The 26,163-nt window shown below is 33.9% G+C and carries 21 protein-coding genes; 13 read left to right on the top strand and 8 right to left on the bottom strand.

All coding sequences use genetic code 11. The annotated features are described in order from the left end of the window. Position 1 precedes the first annotated feature (1 nt). The 6 genes from KBJ98_RS04805 to tsaD form a co-directional block, all read right to left on the bottom strand. Complete coding sequence (locus tag KBJ98_RS04805; protein WP_210788513.1) at positions 2–1,093, bottom strand: AI-2E family transporter; 1,092 nt, start codon at positions 1,091–1,093, stop codon at positions 2–4. 75 nt (positions 1,094–1,168) lie between these two features. Further along, a complete protein-coding gene (locus KBJ98_RS04800; RefSeq protein WP_210788512.1) occupies positions 1,169–2,119 on the bottom strand; it encodes a zinc metalloprotease in 951 nt (316 codons plus the stop codon). A 186-nt stretch (positions 2,120–2,305) separates the two neighbouring features. Further along, entirely contained in the window at positions 2,306–3,253 is a 948-nt protein-coding gene (locus KBJ98_RS04795; RefSeq protein ID WP_210788511.1) for a zinc metalloprotease, read from the bottom strand. 575 nt (positions 3,254–3,828) lie between these two features. Then, positions 3,829–4,467, bottom strand: coding sequence for a DUF4159 domain-containing protein (locus KBJ98_RS04790; RefSeq protein WP_210788510.1), 639 nt, complete (start codon positions 4,465–4,467; stop codon positions 3,829–3,831). Between the two features lie 16 nt (positions 4,468–4,483). Next, positions 4,484–5,191: a 16S rRNA (uracil(1498)-N(3))-methyltransferase gene (locus KBJ98_RS04785; protein ID WP_210788509.1), complete on the bottom strand. Its 708-nt coding sequence runs from the start codon at positions 5,189–5,191 to the stop codon at positions 4,484–4,486. A 3-nt stretch (positions 5,192–5,194) separates the two neighbouring features. Then, on the bottom strand, positions 5,195–6,217 hold the full coding sequence (gene tsaD, locus KBJ98_RS04780) for a tRNA (adenosine(37)-N6)-threonylcarbamoyltransferase complex transferase subunit TsaD (protein WP_210788508.1): 1,023 nt from the start codon (positions 6,215–6,217) through the stop codon (positions 5,195–5,197). 174 nt (positions 6,218–6,391) lie between these two features. Between tsaD and KBJ98_RS04775 the strand changes: the two genes are divergently transcribed. The 4 genes from KBJ98_RS04775 to KBJ98_RS04760 all read left to right on the top strand — a co-directional run bounded on the left by KBJ98_RS04775 (position 6,392) and on the right by KBJ98_RS04760 (position 14,232). Next, the gene (locus KBJ98_RS04775) at positions 6,392–10,870 is read left to right on the top strand and encodes a translocation/assembly module TamB domain-containing protein (RefSeq protein ID WP_317192476.1); all 4,479 of its coding nucleotides are present in this window, start codon (positions 6,392–6,394) and stop codon (positions 10,868–10,870) included. Between the two features lie 318 nt (positions 10,871–11,188). Next, complete coding sequence (pfkA, locus tag KBJ98_RS04770) at positions 11,189–12,175, top strand: 6-phosphofructokinase (RefSeq protein WP_166135327.1); 987 nt, start codon at positions 11,189–11,191, stop codon at positions 12,173–12,175. A 72-nt stretch (positions 12,176–12,247) separates the two neighbouring features. Next, the gene (gap, locus tag KBJ98_RS04765) at positions 12,248–13,252 is read left to right on the top strand and encodes a type I glyceraldehyde-3-phosphate dehydrogenase (protein WP_166135330.1); all 1,005 of its coding nucleotides are present in this window, start codon (positions 12,248–12,250) and stop codon (positions 13,250–13,252) included. 128 nt (positions 13,253–13,380) lie between these two features. Beyond that, positions 13,381–14,232, top strand: coding sequence for an N-acetylglucosamine kinase (locus KBJ98_RS04760; RefSeq protein WP_166135333.1), 852 nt, complete (start codon positions 13,381–13,383; stop codon positions 14,230–14,232). Positions 14,233–14,316: 84 nt separating this feature from the next. Here KBJ98_RS04760 and KBJ98_RS04755 read toward each other — a convergent pair whose 3' ends face one another. Both KBJ98_RS04755 and KBJ98_RS04750 read right to left on the bottom strand, forming a co-directional pair. After that, positions 14,317–14,697, bottom strand: coding sequence for a RidA family protein (locus KBJ98_RS04755; RefSeq protein WP_210788507.1), 381 nt, complete (start codon positions 14,695–14,697; stop codon positions 14,317–14,319). A 57-nt stretch (positions 14,698–14,754) separates the two neighbouring features. After that, on the bottom strand, positions 14,755–17,505 hold the full coding sequence (locus KBJ98_RS04750; protein WP_210788506.1) for a putative LPS assembly protein LptD: 2,751 nt from the start codon (positions 17,503–17,505) through the stop codon (positions 14,755–14,757). 83 nt (positions 17,506–17,588) lie between these two features. Between KBJ98_RS04750 and KBJ98_RS04745 the strand changes: the two genes are divergently transcribed. The 9 genes from KBJ98_RS04745 (at position 17,589) to KBJ98_RS04705 (ending at position 26,161) form a co-directional block, all read left to right on the top strand. Next, a complete protein-coding gene (locus KBJ98_RS04745; RefSeq protein ID WP_210788505.1) occupies positions 17,589–18,815 on the top strand; it encodes an N-acetylmuramoyl-L-alanine amidase family protein in 1,227 nt (408 codons plus the stop codon). A gap of 33 nt (positions 18,816–18,848) precedes the next feature. Then, positions 18,849–19,991 (top strand): N-acetylmuramoyl-L-alanine amidase family protein, encoded by a 1,143-nt coding sequence (locus KBJ98_RS04740; protein WP_210788504.1) that lies wholly within the window; start codon positions 18,849–18,851, stop codon positions 19,989–19,991. A gap of 50 nt (positions 19,992–20,041) precedes the next feature. Next, positions 20,042–21,013, top strand: a complete 972-nt coding sequence (locus tag KBJ98_RS04735) for an MlaD family protein (RefSeq protein ID WP_210788503.1) — start codon at positions 20,042–20,044, stop codon at positions 21,011–21,013. Position 21,014: 1 nt separating this feature from the next. Beyond that, entirely contained in the window at positions 21,015–22,346 is a 1,332-nt protein-coding gene (locus KBJ98_RS04730) for a (Fe-S)-binding protein (protein WP_210788502.1), read from the top strand. Between the two features lie 66 nt (positions 22,347–22,412). Beyond that, positions 22,413–23,204: a (Fe-S)-binding protein gene (locus KBJ98_RS04725; protein WP_210788501.1), complete on the top strand. Its 792-nt coding sequence runs from the start codon at positions 22,413–22,415 to the stop codon at positions 23,202–23,204. 46 nt (positions 23,205–23,250) lie between these two features. Next, positions 23,251–23,814, top strand: coding sequence for a hypothetical protein (locus KBJ98_RS04720; protein WP_210788500.1), 564 nt, complete (start codon positions 23,251–23,253; stop codon positions 23,812–23,814). A 31-nt stretch (positions 23,815–23,845) separates the two neighbouring features. Then, entirely contained in the window at positions 23,846–24,328 is a 483-nt protein-coding gene (locus tag KBJ98_RS04715) for an ABC transporter ATPase (protein ID WP_210788499.1), read from the top strand. Between the two features lie 254 nt (positions 24,329–24,582). Then, entirely contained in the window at positions 24,583–25,716 is a 1,134-nt protein-coding gene (gene bshA, locus KBJ98_RS04710) for an N-acetyl-alpha-D-glucosaminyl L-malate synthase BshA (protein WP_210788498.1), read from the top strand. 16 nt (positions 25,717–25,732) lie between these two features. Further along, complete coding sequence (locus KBJ98_RS04705) at positions 25,733–26,161, top strand: protease complex subunit PrcB family protein (RefSeq protein ID WP_210788497.1); 429 nt, start codon at positions 25,733–25,735, stop codon at positions 26,159–26,161. The last annotated feature ends 2 nt before the right edge of the window (positions 26,162–26,163 follow it).

Here is a 26,163-nt window from a genome sequence, read left to right as displayed (position 1 = left end):
GTTAAATATCTTTGGTGAGTATTTTAATAATCTTGTTTTCTGGAAAAAATTCTTTACCAATCACTTTTAGAATGGTGTACAAGGGAACAGCGATAACCATTCCTAAAATACCAAATATAAATCCGGCGGCTAAAATAACAAGAAAAATTTCTAAAGGATGTGAACTAACGCTTTTTGAAAAAATAATCGGTTGAGAAAAATTATTATCAATTAATTGTACAATCCAAAAGCCAATTAAAACATAAATCGTCGTAGGTAAAATGATGGTTTGAAAATCGCTACCTAAGTTACTAAGCATGCATAAAACTGCTGCCAAAACAGAAGCAATTAATGGGCCCACGTATGGAATGATATTTAAAACAGCACACAAAAACGCAATTACTATTGCATTAGGAACACCAAATATTAGCAAGACAATTATATATAAAATAAAAACAATAAATAATTGTAGTAGCAAACCAATAAAATAGCGAGATAATAATTGGTTGATTTTTTCTAGTGAGTTTAATATTTGCTCTTCGTGACTGCTTGGAAGTATTTTTTTAGTCCCAACAATAAATTGTACTCGGTCTTTTAAAAAGAAAAAGGTAATAAACAAAATGGAACCTAATGCTACTCCAAAGCTGCTCAATGTGTTTAAAATTCCGTTAATAAAATTGGGTATAAAATTAAAATTTAGTTTAGAGGTGATTTTGGACTCTTGGAGTAATTGCTCTGCATTTATACCATGTCCTTCTAAAAATACGGTCAATTGATCTACAAGTCGCAATACGTCTTTTTCGATAGCGCCGGTATTGAGTAATGATAAATTTTGACCTTGAGAAACAACCAAAGGAATAAAGAGCATAATGAAACCAACAATCAAAAGCACGAAAAAAAGTACCGTAGTTATGGTTGCAAAAAGGTGATTGAATTTAAGTCTTTTTTTTAAAAAATCTAAAATAGGATTACCAATTAGGGTCAAAACTAATGAAATCAACAAATAGATAATCACTGACTGAATTTGATATAAAAAAAATACAGCAAGGCTTAGTCCAAGTAGAATTAATATTGCTCTCACAATTCCATTGGCAATAATTTTAGAGGTAATCATATTTTTTTTTTAGAGTAAAGATAAAAAAAACTCGCTATCACTAGCGAGTTTTCATTTTTATAAGAGGTAATTCAATTAAAGCGCGAAGCTTCTTCTAGCTCCACCTGAAAGAAATAACGCATTCATTCTAGACTTCTGTCCGTTAGAGAACATAAACATTCCTCTATCGTCAGTGTAGTCCATGTAGTTCATGTACATTTCTAGTGGTGTTCCTGAGCAAGTACTTCTGTGTCCTGATGCAGGTACTCCGTAGTTTGGAGAATCGTGAGTTGGTGTATCAGAAACTAAATCAGATCCACATGTAGCATCACCCCAAATGTGGCGTAAGTTTAACCAGTGACCTACTTCATGCGTTCCTGTTCTTCCTAAGTTGAATGGAGCAGTTGCTGTTCCAGTATTTCCAACGTATTTAGAATCGATTACTACACCATCAGTTGATGAAGCACCACCAGGAAACTGTGCGTAACCAAGTGTTCCACCACCAATTGTACAAACCCATAAGTTCATTTTTGTAGTTGGTGAAGTAGCAGCGATACCACCTTGTGTGGTTGATTTCATTGCATTATTTGTACCCCAAGAAGTTTTAGTGGTTGCTTTTCTGTAAACAGCATCTAGTTCAAATGAGATTCCAACATTAGCTTTTACAGATGAGAAGGCTGTTGGTACTTGATTGAAGTCAGAATTTAAAGCATTGAAATCTCTATTCAAGATATCAATCTGTGATTGAATTTGTGCTAAAGAAATATTTTCAGCAGTGGTTCTATATAAAACGTTTACTACTACCGGAATTACTACTTTACCGTTAACCAAACGTCCTGATGCAATTGCCTCATTGGTCATTTCCTCAATTTTATTCATTCTCAAAGCTAGCGTAGGATCTGCAGCAAGTTGTTTTTTTAATACTTCATCTGACGCACAACCGCGGCGCGCAGTTGCAGATGCTTCTAAAGTGTTGGTTTCTGTGGTGTCATTTTGACAAGAAAAAAGCATTAATAATGCCGCAGCTGATAATAGGAATTTCTTCATGGGGTTTTTTATAAAAGAGTTAATAGTATTTGTTTTTGGATTTTTTACAATTTCCTTCTATTTCTTATTTAATTGTGGTATTTCTAGGGAAATGTAATAATAACTACTTGAAATAATTTTTATTTAAAAGCAATAAAAAAGTGGTGATTTAGTTAATCACCACTTTTATGGTATGTGTGATTAAAATTAGATACCGAAACTAGCTCTTGCTCCTCCAGAAACGAAAAGGGCTGACATTCTAGCTTTTTGACCGTTAGAGAACATAAACATTCCTCTATCGTCAGTATAATCCATATAGTTCATAAACATTTCTAATGGAGTACCTGTACATGTACTTCTGTGGCCTGCTGCTGGAACACCATAGTTAGCAGAATCGTGAGTTGGTGTATCAGAAACTAAATCAGATCCACAGTTAGCATCACCCCAAATGTGACGTAAGTTCATCCAGTGTCCTACTTCGTGGGTAGCTGTTCTTCCAAGATTAAAAGGAGCTGTTACAGTTCCAGTTGTTCCAAATGCATTATTGTCCATAACAACTCCATCGGTAGCAGATGATCCTCCTGGGAATTGAGCATAACCCAATATTCCACCACCTAAGTTACAAGACCACATGTTTAAAACAGTTGAAGGAGTAGTTGGGGCAATTCCCGTTGATGCTTTTTTCATGGCATCATTTGTAGAAAAAGAAGTTGTTCTAGTTGATTTTCTTACTACATTTTGAAGTACGAAAGTTATACCCACGTTTGCTTTAACTCCTGAAAATTCGGCTGGAACAGAATTGAAGTCTGAATTTAATGCATTAAAGTCCTTATTTAATACATCAATTTGAGATTGAATTTGAGCTAATGAGATGTTTTCTGCAGCAGTTCTGTACAATACATTTACAACAACTGGGATTTCAATTTTTCCGTTTACTAAACGTCCAGTCGCAATTGCTCTGTTAGTTATCTCTTCAATTTTATTCATTCTTAAGGCCAAAGTCGGGTCAGCTTTTAATTGACGCGCTAGTACTTCTTCTGAAGCACATCCTCTTCTTAAAGATGCACTAGCCTCAGGAGTTGACATTTCAGTTGTGTCATTTTGACAAGAAAATAGCATTAAGAGGGCTGCTGCTGATAAAAGAATTTTTTTCATAATAAATTTGTTATAAAATCAATAGTTTGGTTAATTGTTTAGCAATTCTATAACATATATTTGATAAAAAAAAATTTCTGAAATTATTTTTTTTAATTTTTTTTTAACTCTTTGATTTTACGGGTTTCCGTAAAAATATTTTTTTTGAAGTCGCAGTTTTTTCTGATACCTATGGGGTTTTAATAAGATTTCATTTTGCCTCTTATCTTGTCAATACTATGTAGTATTTAGTATTATTATTGAGCTATTGATTAAAAAAAGTAGAATATTTTATGAAATAAGTAATAATTTAGTTTATCGTTTTAGTAGTTATTTACCTTTTTGCGGAATGAAATAGTGGTATTTAAAAACGAATTATTTAGGTACTTAGTACCCGTATTCTAAAAAAGGAAAAGCTTTTTGTGTGTTAAAAAGTGTTAAAAAATCAATGCTTGAAATTCTTGATTTAAATTTTTTTTTGCAAGTCAAATTCAAGATTTATTATTTTGTTTTCATTTTGCTGTACGGAAACATAAAATCCGTGGCCTTTCAAAGGTTATTCAGTAAATGAAGTAGTAGGATAAAGAAAAGTGTTGCTAGTTATTAAAGACGTAATGAATGATGTTTGCACCCATTTTAAGGGCTTTATCACGTACATCTTTAGGGTCATTGTTTACCTCCGCATCTTCCCAACCATCGCCTAAATCACACTCGTAAGTGTACAGTAAAACGAGTTTATTAGCAATAAAAATCCCAAAAGCTTGTGGTCGCTTACCATCATGCTCATGAATTTTAGGCAAACCGTTCGGGAATGAATATGGTTTTTGAAAGATTGCGTGTGTGGCAGGAAGTTCAATTAATTCATTATTAGGGAAAATCTTTTTTATTTCTTTACGGATATATTGGTCCAAACCATAATTATCATCAATATGTAAAAAACCGCCGGCCATGAGGTAGTCTCGTAAATTATTGACTTCAGCATCATTAAAAACTACATTGCCATGACCTGTCAGGTGCACGTAAGGATAAGAATGTAAATCAGGACTAGCTGTTTCTACTGTTGATGGTTTATTTTTTATTCTTGTTTGAATCGAAGCGTTGCAAAATTGTATTAAATTAGGTAAAGATGTTGGGTTTGCGTACCAATCACCACCGCCACTATATTTTACCAATGCAATTTCTTGAGCCCACAACGGGCTCGTTAAAAGGAGTAGGAGGTAAGTTATTTTTTTCATCGTGACGGTTTATATTTTAATCTTCGTTAGTAAATGCAATGCTATGGCAGGCTACTACTGCGGCAGTTTCAGTACGCAATCGAGTATTACCAAGTGTTACAGGGATAAAAGTGTTTTCTAATGCCAATTGTATTTCTTTGGTTGAAAAGTCTCCTTCTGGACCTATTAGAATAGTGTAATTGGTGTCTTTTTGTAGTACTGATTTAAGTGATTTTTTATCTGTTTCTTCGCAGTGTGCTATGAGTTTTGTCCCATCTTGGTCTTGTTTTATAAAATCTTTGAATGAAACTGCAGGATTTAATTTTGGTAAAAATAATGCATTAGATTGTTTCATAGCGGTGAGAATAATTTTTTCAAATCGTTCTGTATTGACTGTTTTTCTTTCGGAGTGGTCACAAATTATTGGTGTGATTTCGTGAATTCCTATTTCGGTTGCTTTTTCGAGAAACCATTCAAAACGATCATTCATTTTGGTTGGTGCTACCGCTAAGTGCAAGTTGTAATTGGATTGTTCTGCTTTCGTTATACTATTAACTTTAACCGCACATTTGCTATCTGAAGCCAAAGTAATTTCGGTGATAAACAATAATCCTAAACCGTTAGTTACGTGTAAGATATCAGTATCTTTTTTTCGTAAAACTTTAATTATGTGTTTGCTTTCTTCTTTGTCAAAAGAAAAAACTTCAGTTGATTCGTTTATTGTTGGATTATAAAATAATTGCATAGTTTAGAATTGTATTCTTGCTTTTGAAACCACTGCTGCAGTTTCAAAATGTTGATTTAAAAATTTTTGATAGCCTACAATGCCAATCATGGCTGCATTATCAGTTGTGTATTCAAATTTTGGTATAAAAGTTTTCCAGCCATATCGAGCTTCAGTTGCTTTTAATGCAGCACGAATTCCGGAGTTAGCTGATACGCCGCCTCCAATTGCTACTTGTTTAATACCCGTTTCTTTAACAGCAAGTTTGATTTTATCCATTAAAATCTCGATGATAGTATGTTGAATTGAAGCGCAAATATCATTTAAGTTTTCAGTAATAAAATCGGGATTTTGTAGCTTTTGTTTCTGAATAAAATAAAGTATTGCTGTTTTCAATCCAGAAAAACTAAAGTCTAATCCAGCAACTTTCGGTTTGGTAAAGGCAAATGCTTTTGGATTTCCTAGTTTAGCATATTTATCAATTAATGGCCCTCCAGGATAAGGGAGTCCTAGTATTTTAGCACTTTTGTCAAAAGCTTCCCCAACGGCATCATCAGTAGTTTCACCAATAATTGTCATATCAAAAAACGAATCTACTCTTATAATTTGGGTATGTCCGCCACTGATGGTTAAGGCTAAAAAAGGGAAAGAAGGTTTGTCAAAACCATCCTCGTCTATAAAGTGGGCCAAAACGTGCGCATGCATGTGATTGACAGCTATAAGAGGTATTTCAAGTGCAGCCGACATGGATTTTGAAAATGAACCACCCACTAATAAAGAACCCATCAATCCAGGGCCTTGTGTAAAGGCAATTGCAGAGAGTTGTTCTTTTTGTATATTTGCCTTTCGTAAGGCAGCATCAACCACAGGAACAATGTTTTGCTGATGTGCTCTTGAAGCAAGTTCAGGTACTACGCCTCCATATTGATTGTGAATAAGTTGATTGGCTACAACATTGGCTAGTACTTTATCGTTGTGTAAAACAGCTGCTGCGGTATCATCGCAAGAACTTTCGATCGCAAGAATAAAAACCTCGGGATTTTGCATAAAAAGGCATTAATTTTGATTTATATTTGACCTAACAACTTTGAAAAATCAATTTGTAAAAGCCAAAATTAGAGAATTTTTAGTTAAGGTGCGTGTGTTTGACAAGGCAAAAACAAATTTTAGAACATTAAATAGTAAATAGGTATCAAAAAAGTATTAAAAATAATCTTACGTGTGCTCATTGGTCTTGTCTTGCTTTTATTAGTGACAGGAATTGCGCTGACGATGCCTTTTGTTCAAACTAAAATTGCACAATATTTTACGAAAAGTATCAATGAAGATTTTGGAACCAATATCGCTATTGAAGGTGTAGCCGTATCTGTTTTTGGAGGGGTGAAGTTCAAAAATGTGGTGATAAGAGACCATCGAAAAGATACTTTGTTGGCCGCAGAACGAATTTCTACTACAGTTCTTGATGGCAAAAAGCTATTAGATGGTGATCTTTTGTTCGATAATCTTGATATCAATGGATTCTTTTTTAACTTGAAAACGTATAAAAATGATAAGGACACCAACTTAGACATTTTTGTAAAAGCTTTTGATACTGGAAAAAAAGCTAAGCGTAAATTTTTACTAAAAGCAAACAAGTTAAAATTATACAACAGTAGGTTTGTTTTGATAGATGAGAACCGCGAAATTGTAAAAAATCTTGATTTTACAAAATTAAATGCGTCGGTAACCAATTTTTTGATTTTTGGTCCTGATGTATCTGCATCGATTAATAAAATGTCTTTTTTAGATTTTAGAGGCTTGTATGTAAGGAACTTGCAATCCAACTTTTCATATTCTAAAAAAAGTATCAAACTCGAAAAATTAAACATTCTTACCAAGGAATCCGCTTTTGCAGGTACGGTTATCTTAAAATACAAACGTGAAGATTTTGTCAATTTTAATGATAAAGTTTTATTTGATATTCAGCTGGATAAAGCAAAAATTGCTTCGAATGATATTCGTTATTATTATGATGAATTAGGTAAAAACCAGCAGTTTTACATCAAATCAAAAATTAAAGGAACTTTAAATGATCTTGAATTTAGTCGATTGAATTTAATTGACGGACGAAAAACTACTCTTATAGGTTTCATAAATTTTAAAAATCTATTTGCAAAAAAAGGTCAAAAATTTTCCATGTTTGCCAAGTTTGACAAATTGAGTTCAAGCTACGATGACTTGGTTGTTATTTTACCCAATATTTTAGGCAATAAATTGCCGAGTTCCCTTCAAAAATTAGGTAGATTTTCGGCTGTTGGTACTTCAACCGTTTCAACGACTGCAGTTTCAGCTGATTTCTCGATGACTACTGCTTTGGGTAAAGTAACGGCAGCTTTAGCAATACAAAATATTGATGTGATTGATAAAGCGGCTTACAAAGGGAACGTGATTTTGGATCGTTTTGATGTTGGGACCTTATTTAATCAAAAAGATTTTGGTTTTGTGAGCATGAATATGGATGTTGACGGTAAGGGTTTTAATCAAAAATACTTAAACACGGCTTTACAAGGTGAAGTGAGTGAATTGGTTTTCAAAAATTACAAATACACTAACATTGACGTAAATGGTGTTTTGAAAAGCCCAATTTACGAGGGACAACTGGCAATTAATGATCCCAATGTTAAACTTAATTTTGAAGGCTTACTAGATTTAAGTAAAAAAGACAGTCAATATGATTTTCATGTAAATGTGGTGTATGCCAATTTGAATACTTTGAATTTCATGAAAGATGCCACTTCTATTTTTAAAGGTGATGTGGTTGTTAAAGCTTCGGGAAATTCAATTGAAAACTTTCAAGGAAATATTTATATCAACAAAACTTCCTATCAAAATACAAAAGATACTTACAACTTTGATGATTTTACTATCAACTCTGTTTTTGATGGAGAAAAAGTTCGAACCATTACTGTAAATTCGCCAGATATTGTTCAAGGTGAAATAGTGGGTCGCTACGCTTTCAATCAAGTGCAAAGTTTGATTAAAAACTCGTTGGGTAGTTTGTACACCAATTTTAAACCTATCAAAGTTAACAAAGGGCAGTTTTTAAAATTCAATTTCTCTATTTACAACAAGATTATCGAGATTTTTTATCCCGATGTAACTATTGGCGCTAATACTATTGTTAAAGGTGCAATTTCATCAGATAATCAAGATTTTAAATTAAATTTTAATTCGCCTCAAATAAAAGCATCCAATATTGTTTTTGACAATATTAATGTAGCAATCGATAACAAAAATCCGTTGTACAATGCTTTTATTGAATTGGATAGCATCAAAACTAAATACTATAAAATTCGAGATTTTAGTTTGATCAATGTTACCATGAAGGATACTTTATTTTTTAGGTCTGAGTTTAAGGGTGGTAACAAAGCTGAGGATTATTATAACCTGAACTTGTATCATACCATAAATAAGGACAATAACAATGTGGTAGGAATTAGCAAGTCGGAGGTGAAATTTAAAGATTATCTCTGGTTTTTGAATGAGCAAGAAGGTGCTGATAATCAAATTGTTTTTGATAAATCATTCAATAATTTCAAGTTGGATAATTTAATAATGTCGCACGAAAACCAATCGATTACATTAGATGGGGCGTTTAATAATACTGATTTTAAAGATCTTAATCTCAGTTTTAAAGATGTCGATTTGAATCAAATTACGCCTGTTAGCAATAAGTTTGCTTTTTTCGGAAATATTAATGGTGAGGTCGATTTTAAGCAAAATAAAAATGTTTTTCAGCCAACAGCATCGATTGTAATCGATAATTTGGTTATGAATAAAACGCCACTTGGAACGCTAAATTTTGATATTGAAGGCGATCAAAGTTTGCGCAAATTTACAATAGATTCTAATCTAGAAAATGAAAATATTGACTCGTTTGTTGCGGATGGAAGTTTCGAGATTGTCAACAAAGAGACAATTCTTGATTTAAATTTAAAATTCGATAAATTCAAATTAGCAACACTTAATGCATTAGGTGGTGATGTACTTTCTAACATTCGTGGTTCCGTTGGAGGAAATGCTACAATCGAAGGTAATTTAAAAAAACCAGCAATTAATGGTCGACTTTTTCTAGATGGAGCAGGAGTTACGGTTCCGTATTTGAATGTGGATTATGCGCTTGAGGATAATTCTATTATTGATTTAACGGATGAAAAGTTTTTGTTTAGAAATAACAGTCTTACCGACACAAAATACGATACCAACGGTAATTTAAACGGGAGTATCGAGCACAATAATTTTGGCGATTGGAAGCTTGATCTAGCTATTAGTTCTAATCGATTGGTGGCGCTAGATACCAAAGATACCGAGGACGCGGCCTATTACGGAACCGCTTTTATTGACGGAATGGCTACTATAAAAGGACCTACAAACGCCCTTTTTATAAAGGTAGATGCTAAATCAGAAAAAGGCACTGCCATTAAAATTCCGATAAATAATGCTGAGAGTGTAAGTGATAATGTGTTTATGCACTTTGTAACCGAAAGAGAAAAATACAACCTAAAAAACGGAATTGTAGAGAATCTTAGAAATTATAACGGATTAGAATTAGAATTTGATTTTGATATTACGCCAGATGCCGAAGTAGAGGTGATCTTGGACCGAAATACAGGTCATGGAATGAAAGGTAAAGGATTTGGATCGTTGTTGTTTAAAATCAATACTTTAGGAAAATTCAATATGTGGGGCGATTTTCAAGCTTATGAAGGGACCTACAATTTTAAATATGGTGGTTTAATTGATAAAAAATTTCAAGTTCGAAAAGGAGGATCGATCTCGTGGGAAGGTAACCCGATGCGTGCGCAATTGAATCTTGAGGCTGTATATAAAACCATTGCTAATCCCGCAGTTTTGTTGGATAACGCCTCATTCAACTCTAAGGTTCCAGTGGAGGTAGTAATTGGTGTTCGCGGCGATTTAACTAGTCCAGAGCCTGATTTTAATATCGAATTTCCAACGGTTAGTAATGTTCTAAAATCAGAGATTCAATACAAGTTGAATGACAAGGATGTGAGACAAACACAAGCTTTGTACTTATTGTCATCAGGAGGATTTTTAAGCCCAGAGGGTGTTAATCAATCTGACTTTTCAGGAAGTTTATTCGAAACGGCATCGAGTATTTTGGGTGGTATTATTCGCTCTGATGATGAGAAATTTAAAGTAGGGCTTAATTTTATTGGCGCTGACAGACGAATTGGTAAAGAAACCGACGGTCGATTTGTAGCTACAATTTCATCTAAAATTAACGAACGAGTAACTATTAATGGTAAATTGGGAGTACCGTTTGGCGGAATTAATGAATCAGCAATCGTAGGTGATGTCGAAATATTATATCGAGTAAATGACGACGGAACTTTGAATTTACGTTTGTTCAATAAGGAAAATGACATTAATTATGTTGGTCAAGGTATTGGCTATACTCAAGGTTTAGGGGTTTCATACGAAGTTGATTTTGATACCTTTAAAGAGTTTGCTAATAAAATATTTAAGAATTTAAAAATCGAACGCTACACTGTGCCGGCGGCTGAAGATCAAGATTCTAACCTTTCACCAGAGTATATAAATTTCAATAGCGGCAAAAATAAAAAGTCTTCTAATCCACAAAAGCCTTCAATTCCTGTTAAGAAAAATCAAGAAAGCACACTTCCAGAGGAATATTAGTCGCTATTTATTTCAAAAATGAGTTTTTTAATAAAATAATTAAACTCAATTATTCCTTTTTCTTTTAAATTTTACAGAAAGTAATACAAAATCACTTTTTTAAACACGGTCTTGATTACTTAAAAAAAGGAGCAAGTTGCTAATTGTTAAATTAAATGTATGCTTTTTTGAGTTTTGTTAAATAAAATGCAACTTTATTCACGAAACAAAAAACTTATCAACGAAAACGTTTGAATTTCTATTTCGTTTTTAATTAAATAAAAACACTGTCTCATAAGTGGTTAATGTTTGCTAGTTTTACACTTTAATACTTAAATAATGCCAAAAACAATAAAAAAAGTTGGGGTTTTAACCTCCGGAGGTGATTCCCCTGGAATGAATGCTGCGATTCGATCAGTAGTACGAACGTGCGCATATCACAACATAGAATGTATAGGAATTTATAGAGGTTATCAAGGAATGATTGAAGGCGACTTCAAAGAAATGGGACCTCGAAGTGTAAATAATATTGTGAACAAAGGCGGTACCATATTAAAATCTGCCCGTTCATTAGAATTTAAAACTCCAGAAGGCAGAAAAAAAGCCCACGAAAATTTAACTAAAGCAGGAATTGATGCTTTAGTAGTTATTGGTGGAGACGGAACTTTTACTGGAGGATTGCTTTTTAATTCTGAATTTAATTTTCCAGTAATGGGAATTCCAGGAACTATAGATAATGATATTTTTGGAACCAGTCATACTTTAGGGTACGATACGGCTCTAAATACTGTTGTTGATGTAATTGATAAAATTAGAGATACAGCCAGTTCTCATAACAGATTATTCTTTGTAGAGGTAATGGGACGCGATGCCGGTCATATTGCATTAAACGCAGGTATTGGCGCAGGAGCAGAGGAAATTTTAATTCCAGAGGAAGATTTAGGTCTAGATCGTTTACTAGAATCTTTGCAAAAAAGTAAAGCATCAGGAAAATCATCAAGTATTGTGGTTATTGCAGAGGGCGATAAAATTGGTAAAAACGTATTTGAATTGAAAGATTATGTTGAAGCCAATTTACCAGAATATGATGTGCGCGTTTCAGTGCTGGGTCACATGCAGCGTGGTGGTTCACCATCTTGTTTTGACCGTGTGCTTGCAAGCCGATTGGGTGTAAAAGCAGTAGAATCCTTGATAGATGGTAAATCAAATTACATGGTAGGATTGCAAAACGATCAAGTAGCACTTACGCCACTAGAGCAAGCTATTAAAGGGAAAACGATGATTGATCGTGAATTATTGAGAGTATCAGACATTATGTCTACATAAATAATTAAAGTTTATTGTGAGGAAATTAGACTTTAGGAAGAGCGAAGTAAAATAAACAAAAATTAAAGTAAAATGTCAAAAGTAAAATTAGGAATAAACGGATTTGGAAGAATTGGAAGAATTGTTTTCAGAGAATCTTTCAATAGAGACAATGTAGAAGTTGTTGCAATCAATGACTTGTTAGATGTAGATCACTTAGCTTACTTATTAAAATATGATTCTGTTCACGGTCGTTTTGATGGTGATGTAGAGGTTAAAGAAGGAAAATTATTCGTAAACGGAAGAAATATTCGTATTACTGCCGAAAGAAATCCTGCAGATTTAAAATGGAATGAAGTAGATGTTGATGTAGTTGCAGAATGTACAGGTATTTTTACAACTATTGAAACTGCAAACGAGCACATTAAAGGTGGAGCTAAAAAAGTAATTATTTCTGCGCCATCAGCTGATGCGCCAATGTTTGTAATGGGTGTAAACCATGAGTCTGCAAAAGCTACAGATTTAATCGTGTCAAACGCATCATGTACAACGAACTGTTTGGCTCCTTTGGCTAAAGTAATTCATGATAACTTCGGAATTGTTGAAGCTTTAATGACTACAGTACACGCTACAACATCAACTCAAATGACTGCTGATGGACCTTCAAGAAAAGACTGGAGAGGCGGACGTGCTGCATCAATCAATATTATTCCTTCTTCAACGGGAGCTGCAAAAGCAGTAGGGAAAGTTATTCCTGAACTGAACGGAAAATTAACTGGTATGGCGTTTCGTGTACCGACAGCTGACGTTTCAACTGTAGACTTAACCGTAAAAGTAGCTAAAGAAACTTCATACGAAGAGATTATGGCAGTATTGAAAAATGCTTCAGAAACTACTATGAAAGGCATTTTAGGATATACTGAAGATGCTGTGGTATCTCAAGATTTTATTTCTGACAAAAGAACTTCTATTATTGATGCTACTGCTGGTATCGGATTGAATTCTACTTTCTTCAAACTAGTTTCTTGGTATGATAATGAGTACGGTTATTCAAGTAAATTGATTGATTTATCAGTACACATTGCTGGTTTAAAATAATAATTTATATATTTACAAATCCCGTTATGTACATGTATAACGGGATTTTATTTTTAACGCATTGCAGATTCAAACCTTTTTGTTTTAGTTGATCAAAGCGTAGCCAAACCAAAATAAACCAATAGAAAATGAGATTAATAGTTGACAGTGGTTCTACAAAAGCCGATTGGATTGCGATTGATGATAATGGCAAAATATTATTTACTACCCAAACACTAGGTCTAAATCCAGAAGTTTTGGAGGAAGATGAAATTATTGAGCGTCTAAATGATCGTTTTGATATTTTACATAACAAGAAAAATGCAACGCATTTGTTTTTTTACGGTGCCGGATGCGGAACCGAAAAAATGAAAGTGACGCTTTCACAAGTTTTTCAAAAGTATTTTGTTAACGCCATTATCGATGTTCGTGAGGATACCTATGCTGCTGTATACGCTACAACTCCTGTTGGCGAAAAAGCTATAGTTTCTATTTTGGGAACAGGATCTAATTGTAGTTATTTTGATGGCAAAGAGTTGTTTCAAAAAGTACAATCATTAGGCTACATTGCTATGGATGATTGTAGCGGAAACGTATTTGGGAAAGAATTGATCAGAAAGTATTATTTCAACAAAATGCCAAAAGAATTGGCTGAGGCGTTCGAGAAAGAATATGATTTAGACCCAGATGCAATTAAAAGTAAATTGTACAAAGAGCCTAATCCTAATGCTTATTTAGCGACTTTTGCTAAATTTTTAATTCAACATAAAGATTCTGAGTTTTGTAGAAAAATCATTTTTAAAGGAATGAAATCTTTTGTAAAGAACTACATTAAGCAATACGAGAACCATAAAGAAGTTCCAGTTCATTTTGTTGGATCAATTGCTTTTTACTTAAAAGAGGAATTGCAAGAAACTTTTGATAAATACGAATTGCAATTAGGAAACGTATTGCGCAGACCTATCGATGGTTTGATTGCTTATCATAACCTGAACAAATAGGCCCTTTCAAAATAATTCGCATAAAAAAACACTATTTCCTCATTTGAGCAAATAGTGTTTTTTTATTTTAGCATCTCTAGTGTTTTACAAAACAGCAATCATCGAAATTTCAACATTCACATTTTTGGGTAAGCAAGCAACTTGCACAGTTTCTCTAGCTGGAGCGGTTTCTTCGTTAAAATAAGCACCATAAACGCTATTGATTGCTCCAAAATCATTCATATCCATAATGAAGATGGTTGTTTTAACAACGTGATCAAAAGTCATTCCTGCAGCAGCTAAAACTGCTTTCATATTTTGCATAACTTGCTCTGTTTCTTCTTTAATGCTGGCAGTTACTAGTTCGCCAGTTTCAGGGTGTAATGCAATTTGTCCTGATGTATATAAGGTGTTTCCAGATAATACAGCTTGACTATAGGGTCCTATAGGAGCCGGTGCAGCCGTTGTAAATATTACTTTTTTCATAAAAATAGTTTTGTTTTTGAATATAGAATTAAAGCTAAGAAAATTTAAAAGAAGGTCTTAACGATTTATTACACTTCTTTTATCCCATTTAATATCACTAAGGATTCCTGATTTAATACCGATAAAAAATCCCCAGTTGGCATTTTCTCCAAACGGAGACCAATTAAAGTCCATTCTCCAGCTTAGCAAATCTCTTTCAAAACGAAGTTGCGTAAAAGTGACACCTTTTTGAACAAAATCGTATCCTGTTGATATTCCTGCTTTCCATTTTGGTGTCAAATCTGCATTAGCAGAAATCATAATGGAATTGCCAATAATTTGATTTTCTCGATTGTTATTTCCGTAAGTAAGGGAGTAAGCAAAAGTCATATCCCAAGGTAATTTTGCATTAAAAAACTCCGCAATTTTATCTTCGCCTTCGTCTTCTTCCTCATCATCAAATTGACTTCTGCGGCTGTCTCCCAAGTCGGTGTTGGTACCAAACAAGTCATCTTCTCGACCTCCATTACGTTGACTTAATGAATTCTTGTCTTTCTTCTTTTTGTCTTTTCCTTGGCTTGATAGGGAATAATTAATGGTCATATTTGAACTAGTCATTCTAAACAAACTTCCGCCATTCTTAAGGTTAAAGACATTAATTCTGTTTCCAGAATTATCGACTGCATATGGATCTAGTGTAGCTCCAAAATTGACGTTCATTTTGTTGTCTAATAAATTAGTTCCACCACTTACGCGAATAGGAGCAAAGGCAAGAGAGGTCACTCCATCAGCATCTAAATTGTACGATGTTGATAGGTTTAAATTATTCAATAACATGATTTTTTTAGGCTCTACCTTGGTGCTGTCTTTATCAGTTACTTTAGCCTCAAATGTATTGCTCAAATCAAATCCAAGTGTGTTTGCATTATTCAGTCCAGGAGCCCCGTAAAGACCATTCTCAAAACGAGTGTATTGTTGACGCATTGTTCCTGAGGCATCGGTAGCATAAGTGTCGTAGTATTTTTCAAAGCTCGGAGTATACCCGTAAGATACAGAAGGACGCATGACGTGACGTATCGATTTAATTTTTTTATTTTCTCCAAAATTAAAGGTTCCGTAAATTGTAGTACCAATGCTAGTTGAAAAATTATAGGTCCTAAACGCATCGAATTCGTTAACCGTTTTGTCTACTACTTGACTTTGGTCAACATCAAAACTTCTTTTAATAGTTTTTGTAGTCCAGATTTCTTCATAATTTACAGAGCTAGTTGCACTAAAATATTTGAACAATTTAAAGTTGGTGCTCAACGGAATACTGTGTTGAAAACCTACTCTGGCATCGCGGAACATTTGCGGCTTAAAAAATAGCGAGTCATTAGTCACAATACTGTTACGACCGTTTAAGTTGTATTGTAAATTGATGTTTTTAATAAATCCCTTACGAGGTCCATCTTTACTAGAAAAAGGATAAATACGATCAACACTCACTTGCAAAGTAGGCAGCGTCATGTTGATTTCTTGCGTTTGTGTGTTTTGCGAATGCGTAGCTGTTAATGACATGCGCAATTGCGGAACCGTATTGAATGTTTTTGAGTAAGATACCGAAGAACTTAAGGTATTATTTAAGTTAGAACCAATATTTACTTGATTAATCGATTGTTGAAAATAGCGACTACTTCCTAAGTTTACAGATGCCGAAAAGGTAGAATTTGGGCTGGCCTTAGTATCTTTAGAATGTGACCACTGAATGTTATATATATTCTGTTTTGAGTAATCTGGATAACCTCTTTCGCTCGTAATTAAGTTTTCAAAACGAACATTGATGTTTCCTCTGTAGCTGTATCTTTTGGCGTAAGCCGATTCAAAACGCATACCGTAACTGCCATTAGTGTAATAATCACCTAGAACGGTCAAATCGTAATTATCGCTCAAGGCAAAATAATAGCCTAAGTTTTGTAATGAGAATCCTCTCGTATTAGAGTCGTTATAGCTCGGTAAAATCAAACCCGAAACGCTATTTTCTTTACTCATCGGAAAAAAAGCGAATGGCAATGCAATAGGAGTGGGTACATTGGCAATAACCATATTTGTTAAGCCTGTGACTACTTTTTTGCCAGGTATAAATTTTACTTTATTGGTTTGAAAGTAGTACTCAGGATTATCAACATCTTTTGATGTGGTAAAACGCGCTCCTTTTAAAAAGTATACTGAATCATTTTCTTTTTTGGTTACGGCAGCTTTGATTTTAAACTCTCCTTGATCTGATCTTGAATTCCAAATCAGTGCTTTTTTTGTTTTAAAATTGAATCGAATCGAGTCGGGTTCCACAACATTGGCACCTTGTTTAAAATTCGGGTATTGCGTATAAGCTCCAGTCGAATCTTTTAATCTACCGGCATAGACTTCGTTTTTTTCGTAGTCCATGATAATTTTTCCGGACTTTAGCTCAACGTCTTCATAATACAATTCGGCTTGATCGTATAAAGTGATTTGTTTTTTCTTTTGATCTATTTTAACGTACTGTTCGGCTTTGTAGCGCACTTTTCCGTCCAAAAAAGCTTTTTTAGGTTTTACACTGTCTTTTTTAGTACTGTCTATAGCTACTATGACCATTGGTTTTGATGTAGGAACGGGCAACTTTGGACTAGTTGCTGTATTATTTTTAGTAGGAGCTGGTATAGAAGCTTTCTTTTTGACGATATCTTGTGAATATACTTTACCAGAACCCAGAGAAAGGAATAATGATAATAAAACGATATTAAATAAGTTTGTATGCAACGGTATAAATGCTATTTTTGTAAAATTATGGCCTGTTTTTTGACATGTCAAACTTACATATTATTTTTTGTCAAAAATAGTCAATTAAATAATTTTATAACCGTAGTCTTTTAATAAAATTAACGAATAGCTTTATGCACATTTCTAGTAAAATCAAATTCTTTTTGCCAATTTGTCTTGCCTTATTTTCCGTGGTAGGATATGGTCAAACTAATGCTTTTAAAGTCACGCTTGATGCAGGGCATGGAGCACATGATTTTGGTGCTGTTTACGAAGGTCGAATTGAAAAAAATATAGCCTTAGCAGTGGTTCTCAAGGTTGGTAAAATTCTAGAAGCTACGCCGCAAATGCAGGTCAATTATACTCGTAAGACAGATGTTTTTATTGATTTGATAGAAAGAGCAAATATAGCCAATCGTGTCAATGCTAATATTTTTGTTTCAATACATTGTAATGCAAATAGAAATACTGCTGCAGATGGTACAGAAACTTACGTAATGGGTTTGAGTAAAGTAGCTTCCAATTTAGAAGCTGCAAAAAAGGAAAACTCGGTAGTAACCTTAGAAAAAGATTATAAACAAAAATACGAAGGTTTTGATCCGAACTCTCCAGAAACGATGATTGGTATGACCTTGATGCAAGAAGAATATTTAGAAAATAGTATTGCATTGGCCAGTAAAGTTGAAGAAGCTTTTGGTGATTTAGGAAAAAAAATTCGTGGCGAAGGAGTAAAACAAGCGCCATTTATGGTGTTGCACAAAGCATACATGCCTAGAGTTCTTATTGAAATGGGATTCATATCAAATACTGTTGAAGGTAATCGATTAAACTCTGAAGAAGGTCAAGATGAAATTGCAAAAGCAATTGCTGGCGCTATTGTAAGTTATAAGAAAGAGTATTTTGGAGAAGGTGAAGTTGAAGCACCTGCTGAGACTCCTTCTGAAAAAATGATTGAAAATAGTAAAAACGAAATGCAATCAGTGACTCCAGTTAACAACGATGCATTAGCCGCATCACAAACTGTGGCTCTTGTTACTCCAGTTGCTGCTGTTCCAAAAGTTGTTGAACCAGCTGTTTCACCTGTTGTGGCAGTAACAACTACCAATCCAGGCGTAGTTTTCAAAGTACAATTGATGGCGAGTTCCAAAAAAATTGACTTATCCGCACAAAACTTCAACGGCTTGCCTGATGTATCTGTATTATACGAAGATCGAGTGTACAAATATTTATATGGTAATGCAAATAACTTTGAGGCTGCAAAAAAAGACTTGAAGCAAGCCAAAGAGAAAGGTTACAGCTCTTCGTTTTTAATTGCATTTAAACAAGGAAAAAAGATAAACATTCAAGAAGCAATTCAATAATATTGCAACACAATTTCTATTCCCACCTTTATTTTGAAAATTACATTACACCCTTGTCGTATTTTTTTAGTTGTTCTAGCTCTCATTGTTACTGTGCCAATTCTGGCCCAATCAAAAAATAAGTTCGTCATAATTTTAGATGCCGGACACGGTGGAAAAGACCCTGGGAACTCTTACCATGGTTTTGTAGAGAAAGAAATCGCGCTCAAAACATCTTTAAAATTAGAGCAATTTTTAAAAAAACACAAAGATATTCAAATTGTCTACACTAGAGAAAGTGATGTTTTTATCCCACTTAAGGATCGTCCTCGTAAAGCTAATTCACTTCATGCCAATTTGTTTGTGTCCGTGCATTGCAATTCGGTAACTAATCCTGAACCATATGGGACAGAGACTTTTGTAATGGGACTATCTCGAAGTAAAGGAAATTTAGAAATTGCGAAACAAGAGAATTCGGTAATATTACTAGAAAAAGATTATAAGAGTGCCTACAAAGGTTTTGATCCAAAAAACCCGCTGGGAATGGTAGGTTTGCAAATGCTTCAAGAAGATTACATGAATAGAAGTATTGCCTTGGCATCAAAAATCCAGAATAATTTTGTTAAGCAATTAAATCGAAAGTCAAGAGGTATTAAGCAAACTCCTTTATGGGTTTTAGATGCGGTATTTATGCCAAGTGTTTTAATTGAGTTGGGTTTTTTGAGTAACAAAAACGAGGGTTTGTATCTGAATTCAGATGCGGGTCAAAGTCAAATGGCTGAAGCAATTGCAACTGCTATTGTGGATTACAAAAGAGAATATTTTGACGATAGAAGTACGTCTGTAACAAATGATGATAACAAAAGCGCTGATAAAGAAGTTACGAAAAATGAACGCAATGGTAAAGGAACACCCTCGAGTAAAAGCACAAATGAAAATGATAAAGTTTCGTTTTTAGTGCAATTTGCTGCGGGAACAAGAGAATTAAAATTAGTTCCATCAAACTTTAAAGGATTAAAAGACGTATCTGTATTAGCAACTAACGGTAAATTGTTTAATTATAGGTACGGTAGCACAACTAGTTATGAAATTGCCAAGCAAAACTTAAAGGTCGTACAAGAGAAAGGCTATACTTCGGCATACATAATTGCAGTGAAAAACGGGCAAACTATTAGTCTTAAAGAAGCATTGAAATAATTATTACAAGTCGATTTTTTTATATTAAATTTGTAGAAAATACAGAAATTTTGAAAATAACTAGAGAAATAAAAGCAGCAGTTCTCGTAATTGCATCGATATTATTGTTTATTTGGGGATATAGTTTTTTAAAAGGCAAAGACCTTTTTGGTAACTATAAAACCTTTTATGTTGAATATAAAAGTGTTGAAGGTTTAGCAAAATCTGCTCCTGTTACACTTAACGGTCTGGTAATTGGTAAAGTGAATGAAATAGCAATTGATGAAAATACAGGCGCTTTGCTTGTAGAATTGCAATTACAAACAGATTTTCCTATTTCTAAATCAAGTGCTGCGATGATTTATGAGCCGGGTTTTATTGGTGGAAAACAAATTGCCATTGTTCCTAATTTTAATGATAAGACTTTAGCCGAAGACGGACAACGATTGTTAGCAACTACTAAAATGGGATTAGCAGACAAAGTAGGCGATCAATTGGCTCCATTACAAGAAAAATTAGAAAAATTGCTTGGTAGCAGTGATAAACTTATTTCAGGTCTTAACAACGTATTGGATCAAAAAGGACAGCAAGATTTAAAGCTCACCCTTTCTGAAATGAGCCAAACAGTAGCGGAGTTCCATAAACTTTCTGTTAGTGTGAATGAGTTACTAAGCACCAACAAAACACAGCTAAACGGAGTGGTGTCAAATTTTGGTAAAATTTCTAGTAATTTCTCTAAAATTTCGGATTCCTTGGTAAAAGCTGATTTAGGTAAATCCGCTAAAAATCTAAATGCTACCTTGGCTCGTGTAGATGGTATAATGAAAAAGTTAGAAGAAGGTAAAGGCTCAATGGGCAAGTTGTTGCAAGATGAAGCTTTTTACAACAACATTAAAGCTTCGACGAAAGAATTAGAATTGTTATTGCAAGACGTACGCTTGTATCCTACACGATATGTAAATATTTCTTTGTTTGGTAAAAAAAACAAGCCTTATACAGGTCCGCAAAATGATTCTATCCCGCAAGACAAAATAAATAAATAATATGAGTTATCTAGACAACATTTTATTTGCCATTTTATTGGCAGTTGGTTTTGGTTATTTTTTTAATAACGTAAAAAAATTAAGAAGAAACATCAATCTGGGTACAAACGTTGATCGTACCGACAATCCAAAAGCAAGATGGACTAATATGGCCATGATTGCTCTTGGGCAATCAAAAATGGTAAAGCGTCCTATTGCTGGAATTTTGCATATCATTGTTTATGTAGGTTTTGTTGTTATCAATATTGAGTTACTCGAAATTATAATTGATGGACTTTTTGGTACGCACAGAGTATTTGCATTTATTGGAGTTACTTATGATGTTTTGATAGCATCTTTTGAAATTTTAGCAGGTTTGGTTCTTTTTGCGGTTTTTGCATTCTGGACAAGAAGAAACGTGATTAAGTTGAAACGCTTTGTTAGCAGTGATCTTAAAGGTTGGCCAAAAAATGATGCCAATTACATCTTGTATTTTGAGGTGGTATTGATGACACTATTTTTGCTAATGAATGCAACCGATTTACATTTGCAAAATGTTCCTGGTGGCTACTCTCATTTTATCCAAGCAGGTTCATTCCCAATAAGTCAGTTTATTGCGCCACTATTTGATGGTGTTTCGAACGAGTTAGTGATGTTGCTTTCCGAGTTATTCTGGTGGTTGCACATTGTGGGTATTTTGATTTTTATGAATTACTTGTATTACTCTAAGCATTTACACATTTTGCTAGCGTTTCCTAATACCTATTTTGCTAATTTGAATCCGCAAGGCGAGTTTGATAATTTAGCTTCGGTTACAAAAGAAGTGAAGTTAATGATGGATCCAAATGCTGATCCATTTGCAGCTGCACCAGTTGATGAGAATGCGGTTCCGAGTAAATTTGGAGCAAGTGATGTTCAAGACTTAAATTGGGTTCAACTTTTAAATGCTTACACGTGTACTGAATGTGGGCGTTGTACGTCATCATGTCCTGCAAATATTACTGGAAAGAAATTGTCTCCACGTAAAATCATGATGGATACCAGAGACCGATTAGAAGAAGTAGGTCGCAACATTGATGCAAACAAAGGAATTTTTATTCCAGATAACAAAACATTATTAAACGATTACATCACCCCTGAGGAATTGTGGGCATGTACTTCATGTAATGCGTGTGTTGAAGAATGTCCAGTAAATATTAGTCCTTTATCTATTATTTTAGATATGCGTCGTTACCTAGTAATGGAGCAAAGTGCTGCACCGATGCCTTTAAACGCTATGATGACCAATATCGAAAACAATGGTGCACCATGGCAGTACAATCAACAAGACCGTTTGAACTGGAAAAACGAGTAGTTTTTTTGGCGAAAACAAAAATGAATTGAGTTCAAATTATACTATAACCCTATCAATATATAGAGTATGTCAGAAAATTTAATAGTGCCTACAATGGCCGAAATGTTAGCCCAAGGAAAACAACCAGAGGTTTTGTTTTGGGTAGGTTGTGCAGGAAGTTTTGATGATAGAGCTAAAAAAATAACTAAAGCTTTCGTACGTATTTTAAATCGTGCTAAAGTAGAATTTGCTGTGCTTGGTACTGAAGAAAGCTGTACTGGTGATCCAGCAAAAAGAGCAGGTAATGAGTTTTTGTTTCAAATGCAGGCCATGATGAATATCGAGGTTTTGAATGCCTATGAAGCAAAAAAAATTGTGACAGCTTGCCCGCATTGTTTTAATACCCTTAAAAATGAGTATCCTGAATTAGGTGGTCAATATGAAGTAATTCATCATACTGAATTTTTAAAATCATTGCTTGACGATGGAAGGTTGACTATTGAAGGTGGTCAGTTCAAAGGTAAGCGTATTACTTTTCATGATCCTTGTTATTTAGGTCGTGCCAATAATATTTATGAAGCGCCAAGAGAATTAATTTCTAAATTAGATGCTGCATTGGTTGAAATGAAACGTTCCAAAGCAAACGGATTGTGTTGTGGTGCAGGTGGAGCGCAAATGTTCAAAGATGCCGAAAACGGAAATAAAGAAGTCAATATTGAGCGTACTGAAGATGCGCTTGAGACACAACCAGAAATTATTGCTGCAGGTTGTCCGTTTTGTAATACGATGATGACTGACGGAATTAAGAATAAAGAAAAAGAAGGTGAGGTAAAAGTCATGGACATTGCGGAGCTTATTGCTAATGCACAAGATCTGTAAAATGAAGAAACTAGTTCTTTTAGCTTTTTTTATATTCTCAACTACTATGTTTTCTCAAGATGTTTATGACACGATGGGAAAAGAAACTTGTGAATGTATCACCAAGAAAAAAATTGATTTCAGTACAATATCCAAAAATGAGTTACAATTGCAAGTTGGTCTTTGCATGATTCAAAGTTATTCTGAACACATTTCAGAATTTAGCGAAGGAGAAAAAATAAGCTTAGACGATGAGGCTGCAATGGAGCGGTTGGGAGAAAAAGTAGCGTTAAAAATGCTAGATAGTTGTCCTGAAATTATATTAGAGATGGGCAAAGCTTCAACTCGTACTGATCAAGAACAGGCTACTGAGAAATCAAACCTTTTTGTAGAGGGTCAAATAACTGCTATTTCAAAAGAGCAATTTTTGACGATTCAACTGAAAGATAAAAACGGAAGAAGCTATAGCTTTTTAGTACTAGATTATTTTGATACTGCATCATTGTTGACAGATAATGAACTAAAAGTTAAAAATGAAGTAAAAATTGGTTACAGCGAAATAGAACTTTTAGATGTCAAAGCAAATGAATTTCGCTATTTTAAAATTATAAACAATATAGAAAAACAGTAAATCATTCTGTATCTATCATAAAACAATAACTATGTACGTTCCTTTTGAAAATTTACCTGAAGAATCTCGAATTTGGATTTACCAATCCAATAGAAAGTTTTCAGATGCGGAATTTGCTGAAATTGAAACAGCAGTTCAGTCTTTCTTAAACGAATGGGCTGCACACGGTACAAGTCTTGAAGCTTCGTACCAACTAAAGTACAATAGATTTATCATTCTTGCAGTAAATCAAGACGTTCAAATGGCTACAGGCTGTTCTATCGATGCATCAGTTGAATTTATTCAAAGTCTTGAAAAAAAATATTCAGTTGATTTGTTAGACAAAATGAACGTAACTTTTAAACTTGGCGAACACATTGCTCACAAACCATTGCTTGATTTTAAAAAAATGGTTAAAGATAAAGCTGTTACCGAAAATACAATTGTGTTTAATAATTTGGTTAACAACGTTCAAGAATTCAATGAATCTTGGGAAGTTGCAGCAGTTGACAGCTGGCATAGCCGTTTTTTTTAATGTTCGAATAAAAAAACTATTTGTTAATAGCTAAACTTGGTTTTATCCAAAGTGATGGACTAAGTAACAAGCAGCAACTTACTTTTATAAAAATGTAAGTTGCTGCTTTTTTCTTTAATAAAAAAATTTTTTTTTCTACGAGTAACTCAAAACGTTATCGAATTGTGAAGATTACTTTTTTAAGAGCTATTTAAGACTTTAAATGAATATTGCCATTTCAAATTTTAGTACATTCGTGCTATTAAATTACATACATGAAAATTGCAATTGTTTGTTATCCTACTTTTGGAGGTAGTGGCGTTGTCGCAACAGAGCTTGGTTTAGAATTGGCACGTCGTGGCCATGAAATTCATTTTATTACATACAGGCAACCGGTTCGTTTGGCGCTTTTAAGTCCAAATGTGCATTATCACGAAGTAAATGTTCCTGAATATCCTTTGTTTCATTACCAGCCTTACGAATTAGCGCTTTCGAGCAAATTGGTAGATATGGTAAAATTGTACAATATTGAACTATTGCACGTGCATTATGCCATTCCTCATGCCTATGCAGGCTACATGGCCAAGCAAATGCTGAAAGATGAAGGTATTAATATTCCGATGGTAACTACTTTACACGGTACAGATATTACGTTGGTGGGAAACCATCCTTTTTACAAGCCAGCTGTTACTTTTAGCATCAATAAATCAGATGTAGTTACTTCTGTTTCTCAAAGTTTAAAAGAGGATACTTTGAAACTCTTTAATATTAAAAATGAAATTGAAGTTATTCCTAACTTTATTGAGCTTGAAAAAACGGCTAAAGAGGGAAGTTTGCCTTGTCAGCGATCGGTGATGGCAAATACAAATGAACGCATCATAACACATATTAGTAATTTTAGAAAAGTAAAACGAATTCCTGATGTAGTTCAGGTTTTTTATAATATTCAAAAAGAGATCCCTGCCAAATTGATGATGGTAGGTGATGGGCCTGAAAAAGAAAAAGCTGAGCAATTGTGCCAAGAATTAGGTATCTCTGATAAGGTTATCTTTTTTGGAAATAGTAACGAAATTGATAAAATCCTTTGTTTTACTGATTTGTTTTTGTTGCCCTCACAAACTGAAAGTTTTGGATTGGCTGCTTTAGAAGCAATGGCTTGTAGTGTGCCTGTTATTTCAAGTAATTCTGGAGGATTACCAGAAGTGAACTTTGAAGGTATTTCTGGATTCTTAAGTGATGTTGGTAATACTGAAGAAATGGCTCAAAACGCCTTGAAAATTCTTAAAGATGATGCTACTTTAGCTAGTTTTAAGGAGAATGCATTTCAAGTGGCACAACAGTTCGATATTAAGAATATTTTACCTTTGTATGAGGCGCTTTATGAAAAAGCAATTCAAAAATACAAGTAATACAAAACCAAGATTTATGAAAAGATTAGTAGGCTCATTTATTGCAGTAGTACTTTTTTCTTGTGGTATGACAAATACAAAAAATCAAAGCTCTAATGCACTTTTCAAAGTGTTAACACAACAAAGTAACGGTGGTGCTTCAATTCGTTTTTTTGAAATTTTATCTGCTCCAAATGAAATTGCTATGTTACAAAACGATGAAAACTTAAAAAATAAAATAACTCCTGAAGATGTTCAAAAATCGAATTTTGTAATTTTAAACATGGGTGAAAAATCCAGTGGAGGATATGCAATAGGAATTGAGACGGTAGTTGAGACAGATACCAATATCATTGTAACTGTAAAGGAGCAAGCACCTGAGTCTGGAAGTATGGTAACACAATCAATCTCAAATCCGTTTTGTGTTTTGAAAATTAATTCAAAAAAACCTATCATTTTTAAATAACA

It is taken from the genome of Flavobacterium erciyesense (genome assembly GCF_018069925.1).
GTDB lineage: Bacteria > Bacteroidota > Bacteroidia > Flavobacteriales > Flavobacteriaceae > Flavobacterium > Flavobacterium erciyesense.
This window is presented reverse-complemented; position numbering and strand designations above follow the sequence as displayed.

Coding starts and splice junctions, on each gene's coding strand:
- KBJ98_RS04805 (WP_210788513.1), bottom strand. CDS start 1,093: ATGATTACCTCTAAAATTATTGCCAATGGAATTGTGAGAGCAATATTA.
- KBJ98_RS04800 (WP_210788512.1), bottom strand. CDS start 2,119: ATGAAGAAATTCCTATTATCAGCTGCGGCATTATTAATGCTTTTTTCT.
- KBJ98_RS04795 (WP_210788511.1), bottom strand. CDS start 3,253: ATGAAAAAAATTCTTTTATCAGCAGCAGCCCTCTTAATGCTATTTTCT.
- KBJ98_RS04790 (WP_210788510.1), bottom strand. CDS start 4,467: ATGAAAAAAATAACTTACCTCCTACTCCTTTTAACGAGCCCGTTGTGG.
- KBJ98_RS04785 (WP_210788509.1), bottom strand. CDS start 5,191: ATGCAATTATTTTATAATCCAACAATAAACGAATCAACTGAAGTTTTT.
- tsaD (WP_210788508.1), bottom strand. CDS start 6,217: ATGCAAAATCCCGAGGTTTTTATTCTTGCGATCGAAAGTTCTTGCGAT.
- pfkA (WP_166135327.1), top strand. CDS start 11,189: ATGCCAAAAACAATAAAAAAAGTTGGGGTTTTAACCTCCGGAGGTGAT.
- gap (WP_166135330.1), top strand. CDS start 12,248: ATGTCAAAAGTAAAATTAGGAATAAACGGATTTGGAAGAATTGGAAGA.
- KBJ98_RS04760 (WP_166135333.1), top strand. CDS start 13,381: ATGAGATTAATAGTTGACAGTGGTTCTACAAAAGCCGATTGGATTGCG.
- KBJ98_RS04755 (WP_210788507.1), bottom strand. CDS start 14,697: ATGAAAAAAGTAATATTTACAACGGCTGCACCGGCTCCTATAGGACCC.
- KBJ98_RS04745 (WP_210788505.1), top strand. CDS start 17,589: ATGCACATTTCTAGTAAAATCAAATTCTTTTTGCCAATTTGTCTTGCC.
- KBJ98_RS04730 (WP_210788502.1), top strand. CDS start 21,015: ATGAGTTATCTAGACAACATTTTATTTGCCATTTTATTGGCAGTTGGT.
- KBJ98_RS04725 (WP_210788501.1), top strand. CDS start 22,413: ATGTCAGAAAATTTAATAGTGCCTACAATGGCCGAAATGTTAGCCCAA.
- KBJ98_RS04720 (WP_210788500.1), top strand. CDS start 23,251: ATGTTTTCTCAAGATGTTTATGACACGATGGGAAAAGAAACTTGTGAA.
- KBJ98_RS04715 (WP_210788499.1), top strand. CDS start 23,846: ATGTACGTTCCTTTTGAAAATTTACCTGAAGAATCTCGAATTTGGATT.
- bshA (WP_210788498.1), top strand. CDS start 24,583: ATGAAAATTGCAATTGTTTGTTATCCTACTTTTGGAGGTAGTGGCGTT.
- KBJ98_RS04705 (WP_210788497.1), top strand. CDS start 25,733: ATGAAAAGATTAGTAGGCTCATTTATTGCAGTAGTACTTTTTTCTTGT.